16 protein-coding genes and 1 tRNA gene are annotated in these 17,710 nt (G+C 59.9%); 13 read left to right on the forward strand and 4 right to left on the reverse strand.

All coding sequences use genetic code 11. The annotated features are described in order from the left end of the window. Positions 1 to 2 precede the first annotated feature (2 nt). The 4 genes from RHEC894_RS03925 to RHEC894_RS03940 are packed head-to-tail and all read left to right on the forward strand — an operon-like array spanning position 3 to position 4,390. The gene (locus RHEC894_RS03925) at positions 3 to 1,496 is read left to right on the forward strand and encodes a glycosyltransferase (RefSeq protein ID WP_085736339.1); all 1,494 of its coding nucleotides are present in this window, start codon (positions 3 to 5) and stop codon (positions 1,494 to 1,496) included. Then, positions 1,477 to 2,610: a glycosyltransferase gene (locus tag RHEC894_RS03930; protein ID WP_085736341.1), complete on the forward strand. Its 1,134-nt coding sequence runs from the start codon at positions 1,477 to 1,479 to the stop codon at positions 2,608 to 2,610. The genes RHEC894_RS03925 and RHEC894_RS03930 overlap by 20 nt, the downstream gene beginning before the upstream one ends. Continuing rightward, positions 2,610 to 3,422 (forward strand): class I SAM-dependent methyltransferase, encoded by an 813-nt coding sequence (locus tag RHEC894_RS03935; RefSeq protein ID WP_085736342.1) that lies wholly within the window; start codon positions 2,610 to 2,612, stop codon positions 3,420 to 3,422. Before RHEC894_RS03930 ends, RHEC894_RS03935 begins: the two co-directional genes overlap by 1 nt. After that, positions 3,419 to 4,390: a hypothetical protein gene (locus tag RHEC894_RS03940; protein WP_085736344.1), complete on the forward strand. Its 972-nt coding sequence runs from the start codon at positions 3,419 to 3,421 to the stop codon at positions 4,388 to 4,390. Before RHEC894_RS03935 ends, RHEC894_RS03940 begins: the two co-directional genes overlap by 4 nt. A 39-nt stretch (positions 4,391 to 4,429) precedes the next feature. On the opposite strand, the gene rfbB is transcribed toward RHEC894_RS03940, so the two are convergent. After that, entirely contained in the window at positions 4,430 to 5,485 is a 1,056-nt protein-coding gene (gene rfbB / locus RHEC894_RS03945; RefSeq protein WP_010068505.1) for a dTDP-glucose 4,6-dehydratase, read from the reverse strand. 180 nt (positions 5,486 to 5,665) lie between these two features. On the opposite strand from rfbB, the gene gmd reads away from it, so the two are divergent. Next, the gene (gene gmd, locus RHEC894_RS03950; protein WP_085736346.1) at positions 5,666 to 6,727 is read left to right on the forward strand and encodes a GDP-mannose 4,6-dehydratase; all 1,062 of its coding nucleotides are present in this window, start codon (positions 5,666 to 5,668) and stop codon (positions 6,725 to 6,727) included. Then, a complete protein-coding gene (locus RHEC894_RS03955; RefSeq protein WP_085736347.1) occupies positions 6,728 to 7,678 on the forward strand; it encodes a GDP-L-fucose synthase in 951 nt (316 codons plus the stop codon). A 236-nt stretch (positions 7,679 to 7,914) separates the two neighbouring features. Here the strand turns inward: RHEC894_RS03955 and RHEC894_RS03960 are convergent. Then, a tRNA-Gln gene (locus RHEC894_RS03960) sits at positions 7,915 to 7,988 on the reverse strand. Between the two features lie 243 nt (positions 7,989 to 8,231). On the opposite strand from RHEC894_RS03960, the gene RHEC894_RS03965 reads away from it, so the two are divergent. From RHEC894_RS03965 to RHEC894_RS03975, 3 genes are read left to right on the forward strand one after another with little or no spacing between them, the layout of a single operon-like run. Next, on the forward strand, positions 8,232 to 9,788 hold the full coding sequence (locus RHEC894_RS03965) for a Ppx/GppA phosphatase family protein (RefSeq protein ID WP_085736349.1): 1,557 nt from the start codon (positions 8,232 to 8,234) through the stop codon (positions 9,786 to 9,788). A 9-nt stretch (positions 9,789 to 9,797) separates the two neighbouring features. Next, a complete protein-coding gene (locus RHEC894_RS03970; protein ID WP_085736351.1) occupies positions 9,798 to 10,517 on the forward strand; it encodes an RlmE family RNA methyltransferase in 720 nt (239 codons plus the stop codon). A gap of 34 nt (positions 10,518 to 10,551) precedes the next feature. Next, complete coding sequence (locus RHEC894_RS03975; RefSeq protein ID WP_010063222.1) at positions 10,552 to 10,935, forward strand: VOC family protein; 384 nt, start codon at positions 10,552 to 10,554, stop codon at positions 10,933 to 10,935. Positions 10,936 to 10,939: 4 nt separating this feature from the next. Here the strand turns inward: RHEC894_RS03975 and RHEC894_RS03980 are convergent, their stop codons facing one another. Continuing rightward, positions 10,940 to 12,364 (reverse strand): DHA2 family efflux MFS transporter permease subunit, encoded by a 1,425-nt coding sequence (locus RHEC894_RS03980; RefSeq protein WP_085736352.1) that lies wholly within the window; start codon positions 12,362 to 12,364, stop codon positions 10,940 to 10,942. 262 nt (positions 12,365 to 12,626) lie between these two features. On the opposite strand from RHEC894_RS03980, the gene RHEC894_RS03985 reads away from it, so the two are divergent. The 3 genes from RHEC894_RS03985 (at position 12,627) to RHEC894_RS03995 (ending at position 15,870) form a co-directional block, all read left to right on the forward strand. Beyond that, positions 12,627 to 13,619 (forward strand): MBL fold metallo-hydrolase, encoded by a 993-nt coding sequence (locus RHEC894_RS03985; RefSeq protein WP_010069666.1) that lies wholly within the window; start codon positions 12,627 to 12,629, stop codon positions 13,617 to 13,619. A gap of 209 nt (positions 13,620 to 13,828) precedes the next feature. Further along, the gene (gene guaB, locus RHEC894_RS03990; protein ID WP_010069667.1) at positions 13,829 to 15,313 is read left to right on the forward strand and encodes an IMP dehydrogenase; all 1,485 of its coding nucleotides are present in this window, start codon (positions 13,829 to 13,831) and stop codon (positions 15,311 to 15,313) included. 2 nt (positions 15,314 to 15,315) lie between these two features. Beyond that, positions 15,316 to 15,870 carry a hypothetical protein gene (locus RHEC894_RS03995; RefSeq protein WP_085736354.1) on the forward strand — a complete coding sequence of 185 codons (555 nt, stop codon included), beginning with the start codon at positions 15,316 to 15,318 and terminating at the stop codon, positions 15,868 to 15,870. Positions 15,871 to 15,878: 8 nt separating this feature from the next. Here the strand turns inward: RHEC894_RS03995 and RHEC894_RS04000 are convergent, their stop codons facing one another. Then, positions 15,879 to 16,796, reverse strand: coding sequence for a LysR family transcriptional regulator (locus RHEC894_RS04000; protein WP_010069669.1), 918 nt, complete (start codon positions 16,794 to 16,796; stop codon positions 15,879 to 15,881). A 92-nt stretch (positions 16,797 to 16,888) separates the two neighbouring features. Between RHEC894_RS04000 and RHEC894_RS04005 the strand changes: the two genes are divergently transcribed. Next, positions 16,889 to 17,644, forward strand: a complete 756-nt coding sequence (locus tag RHEC894_RS04005; protein WP_085736355.1) for an SDR family oxidoreductase — start codon at positions 16,889 to 16,891, stop codon at positions 17,642 to 17,644. Positions 17,645 to 17,710: the final 66 nt, after the last annotated feature.

A 17,710-nucleotide genomic window follows, 5' to 3' on the forward strand; every position in this document is an offset into this window, starting at 1 on the left:
GAATGCGCGTGAATGTCATTATTCCTGTCTTCAATCGCCTGGAGCACACCCGAAAGGTGTTGGAAGCTCTGAGGAGCCAGACCGTCTTTGATGCGTTGAGGATTGTCGTCGTCAACGATGGTTCGACCGATGGAACCGCAGCATACCTGCAATCGCAGAGTGATGTGATTGAAATCCAGGGCGACGGCAATCTCTGGTGGGGTGGTGCCATCGACGAGGGGCTGAAACACGTCCTTTCCTCCTGCCAGTCGGACGACTATGTGCTGTTCCTCAACAATGATACCTGGTTCGACGACAATTTCGTTGAGACCCTGGTGCAGGTCTCCAAAGAAAACGGCGGAGCCGCGGTCGGAAGCGTCATCCACGAAGAGGGTCGCGATCCACCGCTCGTCAGCATTGGGCCCAAGGTCAACCTCAATAGGCTTGCCATCTGGGATTTACTCTCGGAACTGAGCGAAAAGGAAAAGCGGTCGCCCGCCAGCCAGTATCGTGTGGATGCGTTGAGTGGTCGAGGAACGCTGTATCCGGCACACCTGTTCCGGAAATATGGCAGTATGCGCCCGCGCCTTCTGCCGCACTATATGGCTGATTACGAGGTAGCCATGCGCTTTTCGCGTGCGGGAGTGCCCTTGGTGGTCAGCAGCAAGGCAATTATTTACTCGCCCCCCGTATATGGCAATGACACCTCCAGATTGTCTTGGCGAAAGCGATTGTTCGGCAAGCGTTCGTCTCACAACCTGTTCCAGCGTCTGATTTTTTACTCGCTTACGGGTTCGCCGGTGCAACGCGTGACTGCGCCGATCCGCATGGCGTATTTCATGGGCAGCCGCGGGATTTTGGGGACACTGAATGCAAGACTAAAGAATTTTGCGGTGTCTTTTGTCAAAGCGCGGCAACTGAGCAAAGTGAAGCGTCAGGGCGTGAGCGTCGGTCGCGGCGTTGTTTTCTATGGCACGCCTCTGTTGCAAAGGCACGCGGAGAGCGAGATTCGCTTGGGCGATCGTGTCGTGCTGTGTTCCGATTCGCGTTATACTGCGCTCGCGCTGAACCATCCGGTGAAGCTAGCTACGATTCGCGCGGGATCGAGCATCACTATCGGCGCTGATAGCGGCATTAGTGGTGCAACCATTGTCTCGGCCGTCCAGATTTCGATCGGCTCAGAGGTCCTGATGGGTGCCAACGTTGCGATATTCGACACCGATTTTCATCCGGTACGGCCCGAAGGCCGCCGTCATTCGGACGTAGACGCCGACATAAAGACCGCACCGGTCCATATCGGGGACAATGTTTTCATTGGCACTAACGCCGTGGTCCTGCGTGGCACGGAGATAGGACGTGACAGTGTTGTCGCGGCAGGTTCAATCGTGCGAGGAAAATTTCCTGCGGGCGCCATAATTGCCGGAAATCCGGCGAAAGTCGTTGGTAGCGCCTATGGACAAACCCAGGAACTTCCTGCCCCTCTGACAGACGATAGACATGAAGATAGCGATATTTGATACCTATTACGCGCGTTTCCTAAGTCGGTTTTATGCTGCGCGGCGACGGCTCTCGAAGTCCGGTTCAAGCGAGCAGACAGACGCGCTGTTGGCTGCCGGCTTCGGAACCTCCGATTTCTATTCGCGCCACCTGAAGGAACTGGGGTGCGACGTCATCGATATTATCGGCAATTGTGTTCCACTTCAGTCGGCTTGGGCGCGAGAAAACAACGAACCCTTCAGTCCGTGGGCGATGAAGCTGCCGCATCGGTTTTTTAGGTTGCCTTATATCGGCGCACGTCTAGCCGCGCTGCCGGGTTTGCTTGAGGTCGCGATGGCGCGCGTTAGAGCCTTCAAGCCGGATGTGCTCTATTGTCAGGATCTCAGCTTCTTTCCGCCTCATGCCCTGGCAGAGTTGAAAAAAACTGTGCCATTAATCGTGGGTCAGATCGCTTGTCCGTTGCCCCCGGATGGTTTCTTGCGTCCGTATGATTTGATTTTGACATCCTTTCCCCACTTCGTACCCCGCTTTCACGAGATGGGCATAAAATCCGAATACTTCCGGATCGGCTTCGACACACGGGTTCTCGATATCATTGGCGACGTGCCACGCGATGTGCCGGTGAGTTTCGTTGGCGGCATAAGTCGTCACCATGGCAAGGCGATCCCGTTGCTCGAACATTTGGCCAATACCACCCCGATACAGTTTTTCGGTTATGGTTCCAGGACGCTGCCGCGCTCTTCGCCTATCCGCAAGCGCCACAATGGCGAGGTCTGGGGCTCCGACATGTACCGCGCTCTGGCTCGCAGCCGGATCACCGTCAACCGGCATATCAATGTCGCCGAAAACAATGCCAACAATATGCGACTCTATGAGGCGACCGGCGTCGGATCGCTGCTTATAACCGACAGGAAAGACAACCTCGGGGAGATTTTTGACGTCGGTAAAGAGGTGGTTGCCTATTCCAGTCCCGAGGAAGCGGCAGAACTCGTCCGCTACTATATAGATCATCCCGACGAGGCCGATGCCATTGCAAAGGCCGGTCAGGCAAGGACGCTGAAGGACCACACCTACAAGGCGAGGATGGAAGAACTGATGCCGATCCTCAAGCAATATCTGGAGGCACAGGGCTGATGTCGTTTCTGCGCGCGAGCCTCAATCGCTTTCCAGGAGTGAAAAGCCAGTTGAAGCGGTTGCGGGAGCGGCTGCTGCCGGCGACATCGGTCTCATCACGCTATGTCGAAATAGATGCGGCTCTTCGGGACAGCGAAAGTTCGCGCCTTGCCGCATCCTGGAAAACGAGCGATCTACCTGCACGTCAGAGGGCCCTCGTCGAGCGCCAGCTGAAGGAATACCGCAGCGGCGTCCCGATGGATGTATTCGATGTTTTCACCGCCGCCTTGCGCAGGATAGACAATATGCCGGCGAACGGCTCGCTGCTCGAAATCGGCTGTTCCAGCGGATATTATTCCGAAGTGCTTGATGTGAATAGCTTGCCGCTGCGTTATCGCGGCTGCGATTATTCAGATGCCTTCATTGATATGGCGCGCAGCATCTATCCGGGATTGTCGTTCGACGTGGAGGATGCGACTCGGCTCAGCTATCAGGATGATGCTTTTGATGTCGTGGTCTCGGGATGCTGCCTGCTGCATATTCCCGATTATGAAGCGGCGATCGCCGAGAGCGCCCGTGTCGCCAGGGACCACGTCATTTTTCACCGCACTCCGGTTGTTTATGGCGAGCCGACGAAGTACTTCCGCAAGCAGGCTTACGGCGTCGAGACCATAGAGATCCATTTTTCCGAGCCCCAGCTGTTGGAGACGTTTCGTGTTCACGGCCTGGAGGTCCTCGCGACCTTCACGCTGAGCGAGAACGTGGACCCACACGACAGTCACAAGGGCAATGCAATGCGCACCTATTTGTGCAGGAAACAAACCCAGTCATGACAAATTACTTCTGTACCCTTTTCGACAAAGGCTATCTCATCAAGGGAATGGCCATGATGGAGAGCCTTGTCGAGTGGTGCCCCGACGCGCATGTCTTTGTGCTTTGCATGGACGAAACGACGCAGGAAATATTGACCGCCTCCGGGCGGCCTTACATCACCTGCATCGCGCTTGCCGATCTGGAGACGCCGGAACTTTTGGAAGCGAAGAAATCGCGTGGTGTCGCCGAATATTGCTGGACCCTATCGCCGTGTCTGCCGGCTTTCGTGCTGGAGCATCATCCGGAAGTCGATTTCATCACCTATCTCGATTCCGATCTGCTGTTCTATTCGCCGATCAGCCCCATCTTCGATGAAATTGGCAACAATTCCATCGCCATTATCGAACACCGTTTTGCTCCGCGGCTGCAGAAAAGAGAAGTGAATGGCCGTTTCTGTGTGGAATGGGTGAGTTTTCGACGCGATGAAGAGGGAATGCGCTGCCTTGCGCGCTGGCGCGAGCAGTGCATCGAATGGTGCTACTATCGCCTCGAAGACGGCAAGATGGGCGACCAGAAATATTTGGACGAATGGCCGGATCTCTATCCGAATTGCCACATCATCGAACATCCCGGCGCCGGGGTTGCGCCCTGGAATTACGAGAAGTCACATTTTACGCAGGACGCATCCGACAGGATCGAGGTCGATGGTTCGCCTTTGATCTTTTATCACTTCCACCAGTTCCAACTGCTGGCCAACGGCGTGTTCGATCGGCTGTCGACGTTCTACACCAACGTTCGCGCGGAACCGGACGCTGTCTACGAGGCTTATGAGCGTGCGGTGATGCGGGCCTTGCAGGAGATCAGGATGATCTCCCCTGGCTTTTCCGGCGGTCTTCGCCCGGTAATCCTGGTGCTGGCGCGCAGATGGGTGCAGCGTCATGTACCCTTGCCGGTCAAGCGCTTCCTGCACCATTTCATCAGGTATTGACGTCACGCTCGCGGGAGGAGCCTTGCCTCCCCCAAACTGCTATTGGTACTGGCGGTCGATCCACTGGCGGTAGCTGCCGCTTGTGACGTTTCTTACCCAGGCCTCGTTGGCGAGATACCATTCGACAGTCTTGCGAATGCCTGTATTGAACGTCTCGCCCGGGCGCCAGTTCAGTTCACGCTCGATTTTGGCCGCGTCGATGGCGTAACGGCGATCATGGCCGGGCCGATCGCGCACAAAGGCGATCTGGGACTTGTAGCTTGCCCGGTCGGGCAGCGGCCTCAATTCATCGAGGATCTCACAGAGCGTATTGACGACCGACAGGTTCGTCAGTTCGTTCCTGCCGCCGACATTGTAGGTTTCCCCGACTTGTCCATTCTCCAGAACGCGTCGGATCGCGCTGCAATGATCCTTGACGAACAGCCAGTCACGCACCTGCATTCCATCTCCGTAGATCGGAATCTGTTTGCCCGAGAGGGCATTATGAATGACCAGGGGAATGAGCTTCTCGGGAAAGTGATAGGGGCCGTAGTTGTTCGAACAGTTAGTTGTCAGCACCGGCAGGCCATAGGTGTGGTGATAAGCGCGAACCAGGTGATCGCTGGCCGCCTTGCTGGCGGAATAGGGGCTGTTGGGCTCGTATTTGCGCTCTTCGCTAAAGGCGGCCTCGGTCGGAGCAAGCGAGCCATAGACTTCGTCCGTCGATACATGGAGAAAACGAAAGCTCAACCGGAAAGCTTCATCCTGCGCGGCAAGGAATCCGCGGGTGGCCTCCAGCAGGCGGAATGTGCCGACGATATTCGTCTGAATAAATTCTTCAGGCCCGTGGATCGATCGGTCGACGTGACTCTCGGCGGCGAAGTTCAGGATTGCACGGGGGCGATGGGCGCGGAGCAGTTCCTCGACAAGATCATAGTCCGCAATACTGCCTTTGACGAAGAGATGGCGCGGATGGCTCCAGACGGAGGCGAGATTCTCCAGATTGCCGGCATATGTCAGCACATCTAGGTTGACGACCGGTTCATCCTGAAGCGCAAGCCAATCGAGCACGAAGTTCGCGCCGATGAAACCAGCTCCTCCCGTCACCAGGATCATATTTCCTCCTTGGAGATCAGACAATTTGTGAGGCTCTAGTCTCACTGCGCCGGTCCCGCGTCAACCGCAGAGATACGCAATGCTGATTTCGCTTGAGCGGGCGCGGTTATATGGGGTTGCGCTAATTCGGCCGTTTCCATAAAAACATCCTAGGGATTGCATCGAAAGACGACGTGAAAAATGACAAAAACTGCGCTTATCACCGGGGTGACTGGTCAGGATGGTGCCTATCTGGCCGAATTGCTTCTGAGCAAGGGCTATACGGTGCACGGTATCAAGCGGCGGTCTTCGTCTTTTAATACCGGCCGCATCGAGCATATCTATCAGGATCCGCATGAGGTGCATCCTCGCTTCATTCTCCACTATGGCGATATGATCGACTCGACCAACCTGCTGCGGATCGTGCAGCAGACGCAGCCCGATGAAATCTACAATCTCGCGGCACAAAGCCATGTGGGTGTCAGCTTCGAAACGCCTGAATATACGGCGGATGCCGATGGCGTCGGGACGTTGAGACTGCTCGAAGCGATCCGTATCCTGGGACTCCAGGAAAAAACCCGGTTCTACCAGGCGTCGACCTCGGAACTCTACGGTCTTGTACAGGAAGTGCCGCAGAGCGAAAAAACGCCTTTCTACCCGCGTTCTCCCTATGCCGCCGCCAAGCTCTATGCCTACTGGATTGTCGTGAATTATCGCGAGGCCTATGGCATGCACGCATCCAACGGCATTCTTTTCAATCACGAAAGCCCGCTTCGCGGAGAAACTTTCGTCACGCGCAAGATCACGATGGCGGTGGCTGCCATCCATCTGGGGCGGCAGGATAAGCTCTTCCTCGGCAATCTCGACGCCAAGCGTGACTGGGGCCACGCGCGTGAATATGTCGAGGGCATGTGGCGCATGCTGCAGCAGGACAAGCCGGATGACTATGTCTTGGCGACCGGCGAGACGACGAGTGTCCGCCAGTTTGTCGAGTGGGCTTTTGCCGACGTGGGCATTGCTTTGGAATGGAAAGGCTCCGGCGTCGACGAAAAGGGTTATGACTCCGCGTCCGGTGCCTGCCTTGTGGAAATCGACTCGCGGTATTTCCGCCCGACGGAAGTCGACCTTCTGCTTGGTGATCCGACCAAGGCACGTCAGAAGCTGGGCTGGCAGCACAAGACCCCCGTTCGTCAGCTCGCCGCCGAAATGGTGCGCGAAGATGTCAAGCACTGGAAGGCCCTGAACAGCCGGAAAGAGATTTGAGTGTACGACTTGTCCAACAAGAAGATCTGGGTTGCCGGTCATCGCGGTATGGTCGGCAGTGCTCTTGTGCGCCGGCTTCAATCCGAAGACTGCAACGTCATTACGGCCACGCGCCATGAGGTCGACTTGAAGCGGCAGGACGAGGTCGAGAAATTTGTTGAAGCAAACAGACCCGACGCGATCATTCTCGCTGCTGCCAAGGTTGGCGGTATCCTCGCCAATGACAGCTATCCCGCAGAATTCATCTACGACAATCTGATTATCGAAGCGAATATCTTCGAAGCTGCCCATCGGGGGGGAGTGGACCGGCTGCTGTTCCTGGGGTCGAGCTGCATTTATCCCAAGCTTGCCCCGCAACCGATTCCCGAAGAGGCTCTGTTGACCGGTGAACTCGAGCCGACCAACGAATGGTATGCGGTCGCCAAGATCGCCGGTATCAAACTTGCGGAAGCCTATCGTAAGCAATACGGCCGCGATTATATTTCGGCCATGCCGACCAATCTTTATGGCCCGGGCGATAATTTCGACCTGAATTCCAGCCACGTGCTGCCGGCGCTCATCCGCAAGGCGCACGCTGCGAAACTTCGCAAAGACCCACACATGATGGTCTGGGGCACGGGGACTCCGCGCCGGGAGTTTCTGCACGTCGACGACTGCGCCGACGCTCTGGTGTTTCTTCTCAAGACATATTCGGGCTCGCAGCACGTCAATGTCGGCTCGGGGACAGATCTCGAAATTATCGAATTGACGCGGTTGGTCTGCCGCGTTGTCGGTTACGAGGGGGAGATCATTCACGATCTTTCCAAGCCCGATGGCACGCCGCGCAAGTTGATGAGCAATCAGAAACTGCAGGACATGGGCTGGAAGCCGCGTATCTCGCTCGAGGACGGAATCGCAGCCACTTATGCCTGGTTTCTGGAGTTTGAGAATACGTCCGACCCACCGGTCTGATGTCAGGCCGGCGAACCAGCATTTATTCCTGCGTCGATCTCCGCAACACAGACAGTGTAGCCGGGCCGGCGCGTGGGCATATACGAGTGAGAAGATTGCCGCTATGCCGGGGGGATCCATCAGCCCGTTGCCGGCGGCATGTTTCCTGTCGATTTCCAGAGCCGCTCGAACACGGTAAGCCGCAGAGGAAATCTTCGCCGCCTGGGTTCAATAAATGCTCGATCAATGAAAATATTTGGCTGGGGAACCTGGACTCGAACCAAGATTAACGGAGTCAGAGTCCGTCGTTCTACCATTGAACTATTCCCCAGCAGTTGCGGCCGAAGCATGGCTTGGCTGCTGTGCGGCGCTTATAACCAAAAGCGGGCGGATTGCAAATACCCGTTTTGAAAAAAATCGGTGCTGTGCGGAAGGCGTGAAGCCGGCCGCAAATCCCCCGTCCAAAAAAGAATTTGGCGATTTCGGCGGGCGCTGATATTCTTGCGGCAACGCAAAAATCGAATGAGCGCCTGCTGCATACCTCAGGACTTGCGCGACGCGGTGGAAAAACAACGTGGAAGACCCCGAAGGCGGCGCAAAGCCGCAATTTGACGGGGCGTCGGCGGCAGGGCGCAAGGACGGCAAAAAGTCCAGGCGCCGCAAGGGCAAGCGTGGCGGGCAATCCCGCAACGCGGCTCATCCCGCTTCGCATGAGCCATCCGGCGGTGCCGGACAGCCTGCGCGCCCGATGGAAGATGCGGCCGGCAATCCGGCCCGCAAGCGCAAGCGTCGCCGTCGCGGCGGCCAGGGTGCTGTGCAAGGCGGTTCATCTCATCCCCATGCCATGGAGCAGCCGCAAGCGGCGGGCAATGCCGTGCGCTCCGAAGGCGAGCCGGCGCCGGGCCGGCGCAACCGCCGCAAACATCGCGGCAAGCGCGGTCTGCAGGGCCGGCCGCTGACGGCGGCAAAGCCTTCCCCGCCGCAGCAGGAGAGCCGCGCGGAGGAGACGGCGCGCATTTCAGTTCCGCGCGAAACGCAAAACGGTGCAGCCGCCGGCCGCAAGGGCCGCGGCGATAGCCATCCCGGCTTTCAGGGGGATCGCCAGGCCGGTGACTATACATGGCCGGAAGAACTCTATGCCGCGCTCGACCTCGGCACCAACAATTGCCGTCTGCTCATCGCCCAGCCGACCCGCCCGGGCCAGTTCCGCGTCGTCGATGCCTTTTCCCGTATCGTGCGCCTCGGCGAGGGCCTTGCGGCCAGCGGCCGCCTGTCGGACGAGGCGATGGAGCGGGCGATCGAGGCGCTGAGGATCTGCGCTTCCAAGCTCAGAAACCGCGAGATCCGCCGCATGCGGCTGATCGCCACCGAAGCCTGCCGCCAGGCCGTCAACGGCGAGGAATTCCTCAGCCGGGTCGTTGCCGAAACCGGGCTCGAACTGGAAATCATCGATCGCGAGACCGAGGCGCGGCTTGCCGTTTCCGGCTGCTCCTCGCTGGTCGGGCGCGAGACGCGCTCGGTCGTGCTCTTCGATATCGGCGGCGGTTCGTCGGAAATTGCCGTCATCCGCATCGGCGACAATCGCTTTAGCCGGCTTGCCAATCACATCACCCATTGGACCTCGCTGCCGGTCGGCGTCGTCACCCTGTCGGAGCGCCACGGCGGGCGTGACGTCACGCCGGAGGTCTTCGAGGGCATGGTGCGCGAGGTCGAAGGCATGCTCGTCGGTTTCGACTGCCCGGAGATCGAGATCGCCCAGACCGGCGACTTCCATCTGATCGGCACGTCGGGCACGGTGACGACGCTTGCCGGCGTCCATCTCGACCTGCCGCGTTACGATCGGCGCAGGGTCGACGGCATCTGGCTGTCCGATGACGAGGTTTCCGCCATGCAGGCAAAACTTCTTTCCTGGGATTTCGAAAGCCGCGCCGCCAATCCCTGCATCGGGCCTGACAGGGCCGATCTGGTGCTCGCCGGCTGCGCCATCCTCGAGGCGATCCGTCGCCGCTGGCCGAGCCCGCGCATGCGCGTGGCCGATCGCGGCTTGAGGGAAGGCCTGCTCACCGACATGATGGCCGATGACGGCGTGTGGCGGCGAAACCGCAACCGCCGTGGCCAGAGAGCCAGATAGGGAGAAGGCATGACCAAGGCACCGATCGCGGGAAACCGCACCGGCCGCAAGCTCGGGCAGCGCGTCAAGAACAAGAAGATGAAGGCCTCCTCACGCCAATGGCTGCAGCGCCACATCAACGATCCCTATGTGCAGCGCGCCCAGCTCGAGGGCTATCGCGCTCGCGCCGCCTTCAAGCTGCTGGAGATCGACGAGAAACACCATATCCTGCGCGGCGCCAAGCGCATCATCGATCTGGGAGCAGCACCCGGCAGTTGGTCGCAGATCGCAGCCAAGGTCACCGGCTCGACGGACGAGGACATTCGCGTCGCCGCGATCGATTTCCTCGAAATGGCCCAACTGCCCGGCGTCAAGATCCTGCAGCTCGATTTCCTCGATCCCAGCGCGCCGGAAAAGCTGCTGGAGGCGGTCGGCGGCACGCCCGATCTCGTCATCTCGGACATGGCGGCACCCACCACCGGCCACCACCGCACCGACCATCTGCGCACCATGCATCTCTGCGAAGTCGCGGCCCAATTCGCCGTGGAGGTGCTGGGGGAGGGCGGGCATTTCCTCACCAAGACCTTCCAGGGCGGCACCGAACGTGAACTGCTCGCCATGCTGAAGCAGAATTTCCGCCAGGTCGTCCACGTCAAGCCGAACGCCTCGCGCGCCGAATCGGTCGAGATGTTCCTGCTCGCCAAGGGGTTCAAAGGCCGCAAGGCGGAAGCTGAAGCAGAGCAAGCTTGATCTTGGGCCGCTCCCGGCGGATGATGGGGACCTCATGCTTCTCTACGTCACGCTCGGAACCAACGACCTCGATCGCGCAGGGCATTTTTACGATGCCGTGCTGCCCGTGCTCGGCTATCGCCGGCAGCATTATTCGCAGGAAGAGATCGGCTATTCCACGGACGGCGATACACGCTGCCGCTTCTGGGTGGTGACGCCCTTCAATCGCCGCCGGGCGACATCGGGCAATGGTGCCATGGTCGCCTTCGCGGCCGAAACGCGTGCTGATGTCGATGCCTTCCATGCCGCGGTGATCGCGGCCGGTGGAATGGATGAAGGCGGGCCGGGCCTGCGCTCCTATCACGCCCACTTTTACGCCGCCTATGTCAGAGATCTTGACGGCAACAAGCTCAGCGCCGTCTGCGAGAGTCCGCAATAGGAGCCTATTTAACCGCCTGCTGCTCGGCTTCAACGGTCGAGGTCAGCACCGCCTTCGAACGGTGGCCGGAAACGAGTGCACCGGCATTGCGGTCCATCCGGATGAAGGGAATGGTCGCAATGACGGTCAGTCCGGCGATGACGTAGAAGGCAAGGTGGAAATCGACGATACCAAGCGCTTCGCCCCTGATATAGATCGAGCTTTCCAGGATCGCGGCGGCGAGGGCGACGCCGAGCGCCAGGCTGATCTGCTGCATCACGGAGCTCATCGATGTCGCCTGGCTGGCTTGCGCATCGTCGATATCGGCGAAGGCAAGCGCATTGACGCCGGTGAACATGAAGGAGCGGGAGAAGCCGCCGATGAGCAGCACGCCGATGATGACGAGATGCGGCGTTGCCGGCGTGAACAGGCCGGTGACGATGGTCACCAGCGTCGTCACCATGGCGGCGCCGAGCAGCGTCGTGCGGAAGCCGGCGGCAGCGAAGACGCGCTTTGCCATGAACTTGGTGGTGATCGCCCCGATCGCGCCGGCAAACGTGATGAGGCCGGATTGGAACGGCGTCAGCCCGAAGCCGAGCTGCAGCATCAGCGGCGTCAGGAACGGCATGGCGCCGACGCAGATGCGAAAGAGCGTGCCGCCCAAGGTGGAGGCCCGGAAGGTCGGGTTTCTGAACAGGTTGAGGTTGAGGATCGGCGCCGGGTGGCGCTTGGCATGGCTGATGTAAAGGAAGCCGCAGGCAAGGCCGATCACGGTGGCTGTGACGCCGATGGCAGGCGGCAGGGCCGGCAGGCTGACCACCGACAGGCCGAAGACGACGCCGGCAGCCGAAAGCGAGGTCAGCACGAAACCGGCGACATCAAGCTTCGGCGGCGCTGTCGCCTCCACCTCCGGCAGGAAGATCGTCGCAAGCCAGATGCCGATGATGCCGACCGGCACGTTGATCAGGAAGATCCAGTGCCAGCTGAAATAGGTGGTGATGAAGCCGCCGAGCGGCGGGCCGGTGAGCGGGCCGACCAGCGCCGGGATGGTGAGCAGCGCCATGGCCGAAACCAGATCGCTGCGTTTCGTCGTGCGCACCAGCACCAGGCGGCCGACCGGCGTCATCATCGCGCCGCCCATGCCCTGCAGGAAGCGGGCAAACACGAATTCGACGAGATTGGACGAGACTGCGCAGAAAATCGAGCCGATAACGAAGACGGAGATGGCAAGCCGGAAGATCTTCTTGGCGCCGAATCTATCGGCCATCCAGCCGCTGACCGGGATAAACACCGCAAGCGCCACCATATAGGAGGTCAGCGCCAGCTTCAGCGTGATCGGCCCGACATGCAGATCCGCCGCAATCGCCGGTAGCGCCGTCGAGATCACGGTGGAGTCCATCTGTTCCATGAAAAGAGCGACGGCGAGGATCAGCGGGACGATGCGGTTCATAGGCGGGAGCCTTGATGGGCGCGGATGGAAGCGGGAAGGCCCGTGCTGTTTAGTCCCACTTCAGGGGCCTGCCAATGCTCAAATCCGGTTCGATGCCATGTTTGCTTCACGTCTGCGTGAGACCGCTTGTCCGACAACGTCGCCTGCCAACATTGTCCTATGTCGACGCCGCCAAGACGTCGACGCCGCCAAGACAAAAAATCCGGCGGGAAACGAGATCGGGCGCGCGGTGACACACCACACGGCTTGGGGGAAGGGATATATGGCAATTTCGACGCAACTGAAGCGGCGTACGTTTTTCGCAGCAGGGCTTGGCCTGCTGGCGGCGCCGGCAATTTTGAGAGAGAAGGCCGAAGCGGCCGCGATTGGAGAAAGCAGAAATATGGATGTAACGCCTTTACCCGAAATCAATCAGTTCAAGCTCGGTTCCTATAAATTTACCGCGGTGCGCGACGGCATCAACATCTCCGAAAAACCTTATGAAACCTACGGTACCAATCAGGATCCGGAAACGGTCAAAGCGTTGCTGACGGCAAACTTCCTGCCCGCCGATAAGTTGCTGAACGGCTATACGCCGGCCCTTGTCGATACCGGTTCGGAGGTCATTCTCGTCGATACCGGCTTTGGCGAGAGCGGCCGCGCAAAGGGCAGCGGCAAGCTTGTTCAAGGCCTGAAAGCGGCTGGATATTCGGCCGACGACGTCACGATCGTCGCGTTGACCCATCTGCACGGCGACCATATCGGCGGCCTGATGGAGAATGGCGCGCCTGCTTTCAGGAAGGCCCGCTATGTCATCGGCCAGGCCGAGTATGATTTCTGGTCGAACAAATCGCGCGAAGGCACGCCGGCCGAGGCTAGCCACAAGGCGGTGCTCGCCAATGTGGCGCCGCTTGCCGAAAAGACGAGCTTCATCAAGGATGGCGACAGCTTCGCCCCGGGCGTCACCGCGATGCTGGCGGCCGGCCACTCGCCGGGACATATGGTCTTCCACGTCGAATCCGAGGGCAAACGCCTCGTTCTCACAGGCGATACGGCCAATCATTACATCCTGTCGCTGCTGCGCCCGGATTGGGAGGTCCGTTTCGACATGGATAAGGCGCAGGCAGCCGCCAGCCGCCGCAAGGTTTTCGACATGATCGCGACCGACAAGATCGCCTTCCTCGGCTATCACATGCCGTTCCCGGCGGTCGGTTTCGTCGAGCGGCAGGATGGCGGCTATCGTTTCGTGCCGAAGACCTATCAGTTCGACATCTGAACGAGAAGCGGTTCGGTTTTTCTGGAATTGCTCTGGGTGCATGGCACCCATGACGAGCCCGGTGGAGATGCCGGGCTTTTTGCTATTTCCTTCCTGTCATAGACGTGTTACCAGCCCTCGCCAACTTCCAAGCAACTCATGCACACCGCCGGGGCGGACGATTCGTTTCCCGGCAGGCTCGCATTTTTCTAAAATGAAGGAATTTGGCCATGGCACGCATCATTGAAACGGCAACCGGCGCGGACGCGCTTACTTTCGACGACGTGCTGCTGCAGCCCGGTCATTCCGAGGTCATGCCGGGCCAGACGAACATCGCAACCCGCATCGCCCGCGATTTCGATCTCAACATCCCGATCCTCTCTTCGGCCATGGATACCGTTACCGAAAGCCGCCTGGCGATCGCCATGGCGCAGGCCGGCGGCCTCGGCGTCATCCACCGCAACCTGACGCCGATCGAGCAGGCCGAAGAGGTCCGCCAGGTGAAGAAGTTCGAAAGCGGCATGGTCGTCAATCCGGTCACCATCGGTCCGGAGGCAAAGCTTGCCGAAGCGCTCTCCCTGATGAAGTCGCATGGCATTTCCGGCATTCCCGTCGTCGAGAAGTCCGGCCGCCTCGTCGGCATCCTGACCAACCGCGACGTCCGCTTCGCCTCCGATCCGGAGCAGAAGATCCACGAACTGATGACCAAGGACAATCTGGTCACCGTCAAGGAGAACGTCGATCAGCAGGAGGCCAAGCGCCTCTTGCATTCGCATCGCATCGAAAAGCTGCTGGTTGTCGACACCGAAGGCCGCTGCGTCGGTCTCATCACCGTCAAGGATATCGAGAAATCCCAGCTGAACCCGAACGCTTCCAAGGATGCGCAGGGCAGGCTTCGCGCCGCCGCCGCCATCAGCGTCGGCGATGACGGCTTCGAGCGTGCCGAACGGCTGATCGAGGCCGGCGTCGACCTCTTGGTCGTCGATACCGCCCATGGCCATTCGCAGCGCGTCCTCGATGCCGTCACCCGCGTCAAGAAGCTCTCCAATTCGGTGCGGATCATGGCCGGCAATGTCGCCACCTATGACGGCACCAGGGCGTTGATCGATGCCGGCGCCGATGCCGTCAAGGTCGGTATCGGCCCGGGCTCGATCTGCACGACGCGTATCGTCGCCGGCGTTGGCGTTCCCCAGCTCGCCGCCATCATGTCGGCCGTCCAGGCCGCACAGGATCAGGACGTGCCCGTCATTGCCGATGGCGGCATCAAATTTTCGGGCGATCTGGCCAAGGCGATCGCCGCCGGCGCTTCCGCCGTCATGATCGGCTCGCTGCTGGCCGGCACCGATGAGAGCCCGGGCGAGGTCTATCTCTACCAGGGTCGCTCCTTCAAGGCCTATCGCGGCATGGGCTCCGTCGGCGCCATGGCCCGCGGCTCGGCCGACCGCTATTTCCAGGCGGAAGTGCGCGACACGCTGAAGCTCGTGCCTGAAGGCATCGAGGGCCAGGTGCCGTACAAGGGGCCGGTCTCGGCCGTCGTCCACCAGCTTGCCGGCGGCCTCAAGGCGGCCATGGGTTATGTCGGCGGCAAGGACCTGAAGGATTTCCAGGAGCGCGCCACCTTCGTGCGCATCTCCGGCGCCGGTCTGCGCGAAAGCCACGCCCATGACGTGACGATCACCCGCGAGAGCCCGAACTATCCGGGCGCCGGCCTCTGATCATGAAAGCGGGCAGCGCAATTCCGCTCTGGATCGTCGCGCTGCTCGCAGCCCTTTGCCTCGCCGTGCTCGCCTGGACGACCTTCGGCTTCGTCGTCCCCTTCAAGCACGAGACCGGGCAGGCGGTGCTCGATACTTATTTCGCCGGTTACGACGAGTCGGCCGTCTTCCACATGCAGAAGCTGCTCGATGAGAACGAGACGGCGACCAGGCTGCTGCGCGCCATGTATTTCGGGCCGGAACTGATCTTTCCGGCCTTGCTGACGGCGTTGCTTTTCCTCGCCTTCCTCAGGCTCGGACCCGTCGACGCCTGGTTCGGACGATCGCTGCATCCGCTCGTCGGCAAGGCAATCTATCTGCTGCCGTTCGTCTACGGCGTCGCCGACTATGGCGAGAATATCTCGAGCCTGATCGCCTTCGGCGACGGTTCTTCCGCAGGCCTCGCCGCGCAGCTGCTGCCATGGATGACACGGCTGAAATTTGCGAGCCTCGCCATCTCGTTCATCGTCCTTGTCAGGCTTGCCATCGCCCGCTGGCTGTCGCCGGGCCGAGATTGAAGCAGGTATCAGCTCTTCCTCCGCCAAACCGGATTTGACAGTCTCGCCATCATGAAATCGGAAAGGACCTCGATCTTCGCTGGCCGGCTCCGAGCCGAAGGTGTGACGAAATACAGTGCGCCGGTCGCCAGCGTCCAGTCGGGAAGGATTGGCGTCAGTTGGCCGTCGACGAGATAGTCATGTGCGAGAAACTCGGGCAGTTCGATGATTCCGAGGCCCCGTAGCGCCATTGGCACCAACGCTTGCGAGTTGGTGGCCCGGAGAGAGCCGCTTGGCACGATGACCTCCTCCTTGCCTTCACCGTTGCGCAGGCGCCAGACGTCCTGTCGCGCCCTGTAGGCGTATCCGAGGCAATGGTGAGCCGTTAGCTCGCGGGGATGTTCCGGCACGCCGTGGCGATCGAGGTATGCGGGTGCAGCGAGAATGAAGCGATCCACCGGCGTCAGTCTGCGCGCGACCAATGACGAATCCGGCAGGACCGCGATTCTGAGTGCCGCATCGAAGCCGTCTCCCACGATATCGACGACGGCATCGCTCATGTGCAGGTCGATGGAAATCTCCGGAAAGAGCTCGAAAAAGTCAGGCAGGATCGGGGCCAGCCAGCGTGTCCCGAAGTCCATCGGCGCGGCAAGCCTGATGAGGCCCTTCGGCCGGGTCGCAAGCTCCCGGGCGGCGTCCTCTGCCATCTCTGCCTCAGCATAGATCCGTGCGGCGCTGTCGACCAGTCGCAGGCCGAAATCGGTCAAAGCGAGCTGCCGCGAGGTGCGGTTGAAGAGCCTTGCGCCCAGCCTCTGCTCAAGGCGGGAGACGGCTCGCGAAACGGTCGGCACCGACACGCCGAGCGTCTGTGCCGCCCGCACGAAAGAACGCTCCTCGGCGACCTTTGCGAACATCGCCAGACCCTCGAAATCGGGAAACTTGGTCATTTCATTCCTGAAATAATAGCTTTCAATTCTTTCTATTCCGAAACGATACCCTCGTCCATATCTCAGCTTCAGTCGAACCAAAGGAGACGACAATGACACAACGATTGAATGCGAAGATTGCGGTTATAACAGGTGCAACTTCCGGCATTGGCCTCGCAGCGGCCAAGCGCTTCGTGGCTGAGGGCGCACGGGTTTTTATCACGGGCCGTCGCAAGGATGTTCTCGATGCAGCAATCGCTGAGATCGGCGGCGGAGTTCTGGGAATTCAGGCTGATTCAGCCAATCTCGCCGACCTTGATCGCATCTATGAGAAGGTGAAGGCAGAGGCCGGAAGAATTGACGTGCTCTTCGTCAACGCAGGTGGCGGCTCCATGTTGCCCCTCGGCGAAATCACCGAAGAGCAATATGATGACACGTTCGATCGGAACGTGAAGGGGGTTCTCTTTACGGTGCAGAAGGCCTTGCCACTGCTCTCGCGGGGATCATCGGTCATCTTGACGGGATCGACAGCAGGCTCGACCGGCACACCCGCCTTCAGCGTTTACGCCGCATCGAAAGCCGCCTTGCGCAGCTTTGCGCGCAACTGGATCCTCGACTTGAAGGATCGCGGCATTCGGATCAACACGCTGAGCCCTGGCCCGACGGAAACGACCGGACTGGTCGAATTGGCCGGTAAGGACCCGGCCCAACAGCAGGGTTTGCTCGCTGCCCTGGCGGCCCAGGTGCCAATGGGCAGGGTCGGCCGTGCCGAGGAGGTTGCCGCTGCCGCACTCTTCCTCGCCTCGGATGATTCCAGCTTCGTCACCGGCGCCGAACTCTTCGTCGATGGCGGCAGCGCCCAGGTGTGAAGACAATAGGGTTTGCGGATGTTAGCGGCGAGCCGCTGGCATCTGCTTAACCTTTCCGCTAATGCT

Origin of the sequence: Rhizobium sp. CIAT894 (assembly GCF_000172795.2) — a bacterium.
In the GTDB taxonomy this organism is placed as follows: Bacteria; Pseudomonadota; Alphaproteobacteria; order Rhizobiales; family Rhizobiaceae; genus Rhizobium.

What these genes read in the sequence shown, in the direction of transcription:
- RHEC894_RS03925 (WP_085736339.1), top strand. Translation starts at nt 3, where the DNA reads ATGCGCGTGAATGTCATTATTCCTGTCTTCAATCGCCTGGAGCACACC.
- RHEC894_RS03930 (WP_085736341.1), top strand. Translation starts at nt 1,477, where the DNA reads ATGAAGATAGCGATATTTGATACCTATTACGCGCGTTTCCTAAGTCGG.
- RHEC894_RS03935 (WP_085736342.1), top strand. Translation starts at nt 2,610, where the DNA reads ATGTCGTTTCTGCGCGCGAGCCTCAATCGCTTTCCAGGAGTGAAAAGC.
- RHEC894_RS03940 (WP_085736344.1), top strand. Translation starts at nt 3,419, where the DNA reads ATGACAAATTACTTCTGTACCCTTTTCGACAAAGGCTATCTCATCAAG.
- rfbB (WP_010068505.1), bottom strand. Translation starts at nt 5,485, where the DNA reads ATGATCCTGGTGACGGGAGGAGCTGGTTTCATCGGCGCGAACTTCGTG.
- gmd (WP_085736346.1), top strand. Translation starts at nt 5,666, where the DNA reads ATGACAAAAACTGCGCTTATCACCGGGGTGACTGGTCAGGATGGTGCC.
- RHEC894_RS03970 (WP_085736351.1), top strand. Translation starts at nt 9,798, where the DNA reads ATGACCAAGGCACCGATCGCGGGAAACCGCACCGGCCGCAAGCTCGGG.
- RHEC894_RS03975 (WP_010063222.1), top strand. Translation starts at nt 10,552, where the DNA reads ATGCTTCTCTACGTCACGCTCGGAACCAACGACCTCGATCGCGCAGGG.
- RHEC894_RS03980 (WP_085736352.1), bottom strand. Translation starts at nt 12,364, where the DNA reads ATGAACCGCATCGTCCCGCTGATCCTCGCCGTCGCTCTTTTCATGGAA.
- RHEC894_RS03985 (WP_010069666.1), top strand. Translation starts at nt 12,627, where the DNA reads ATGGCAATTTCGACGCAACTGAAGCGGCGTACGTTTTTCGCAGCAGGG.
- guaB (WP_010069667.1), top strand. Translation starts at nt 13,829, where the DNA reads ATGGCACGCATCATTGAAACGGCAACCGGCGCGGACGCGCTTACTTTC.
- RHEC894_RS03995 (WP_085736354.1), top strand. Translation starts at nt 15,316, where the DNA reads ATGAAAGCGGGCAGCGCAATTCCGCTCTGGATCGTCGCGCTGCTCGCA.
- RHEC894_RS04000 (WP_010069669.1), bottom strand. Translation starts at nt 16,796, where the DNA reads ATGACCAAGTTTCCCGATTTCGAGGGTCTGGCGATGTTCGCAAAGGTC.
- RHEC894_RS04005 (WP_085736355.1), top strand. Translation starts at nt 16,889, where the DNA reads ATGACACAACGATTGAATGCGAAGATTGCGGTTATAACAGGTGCAACT.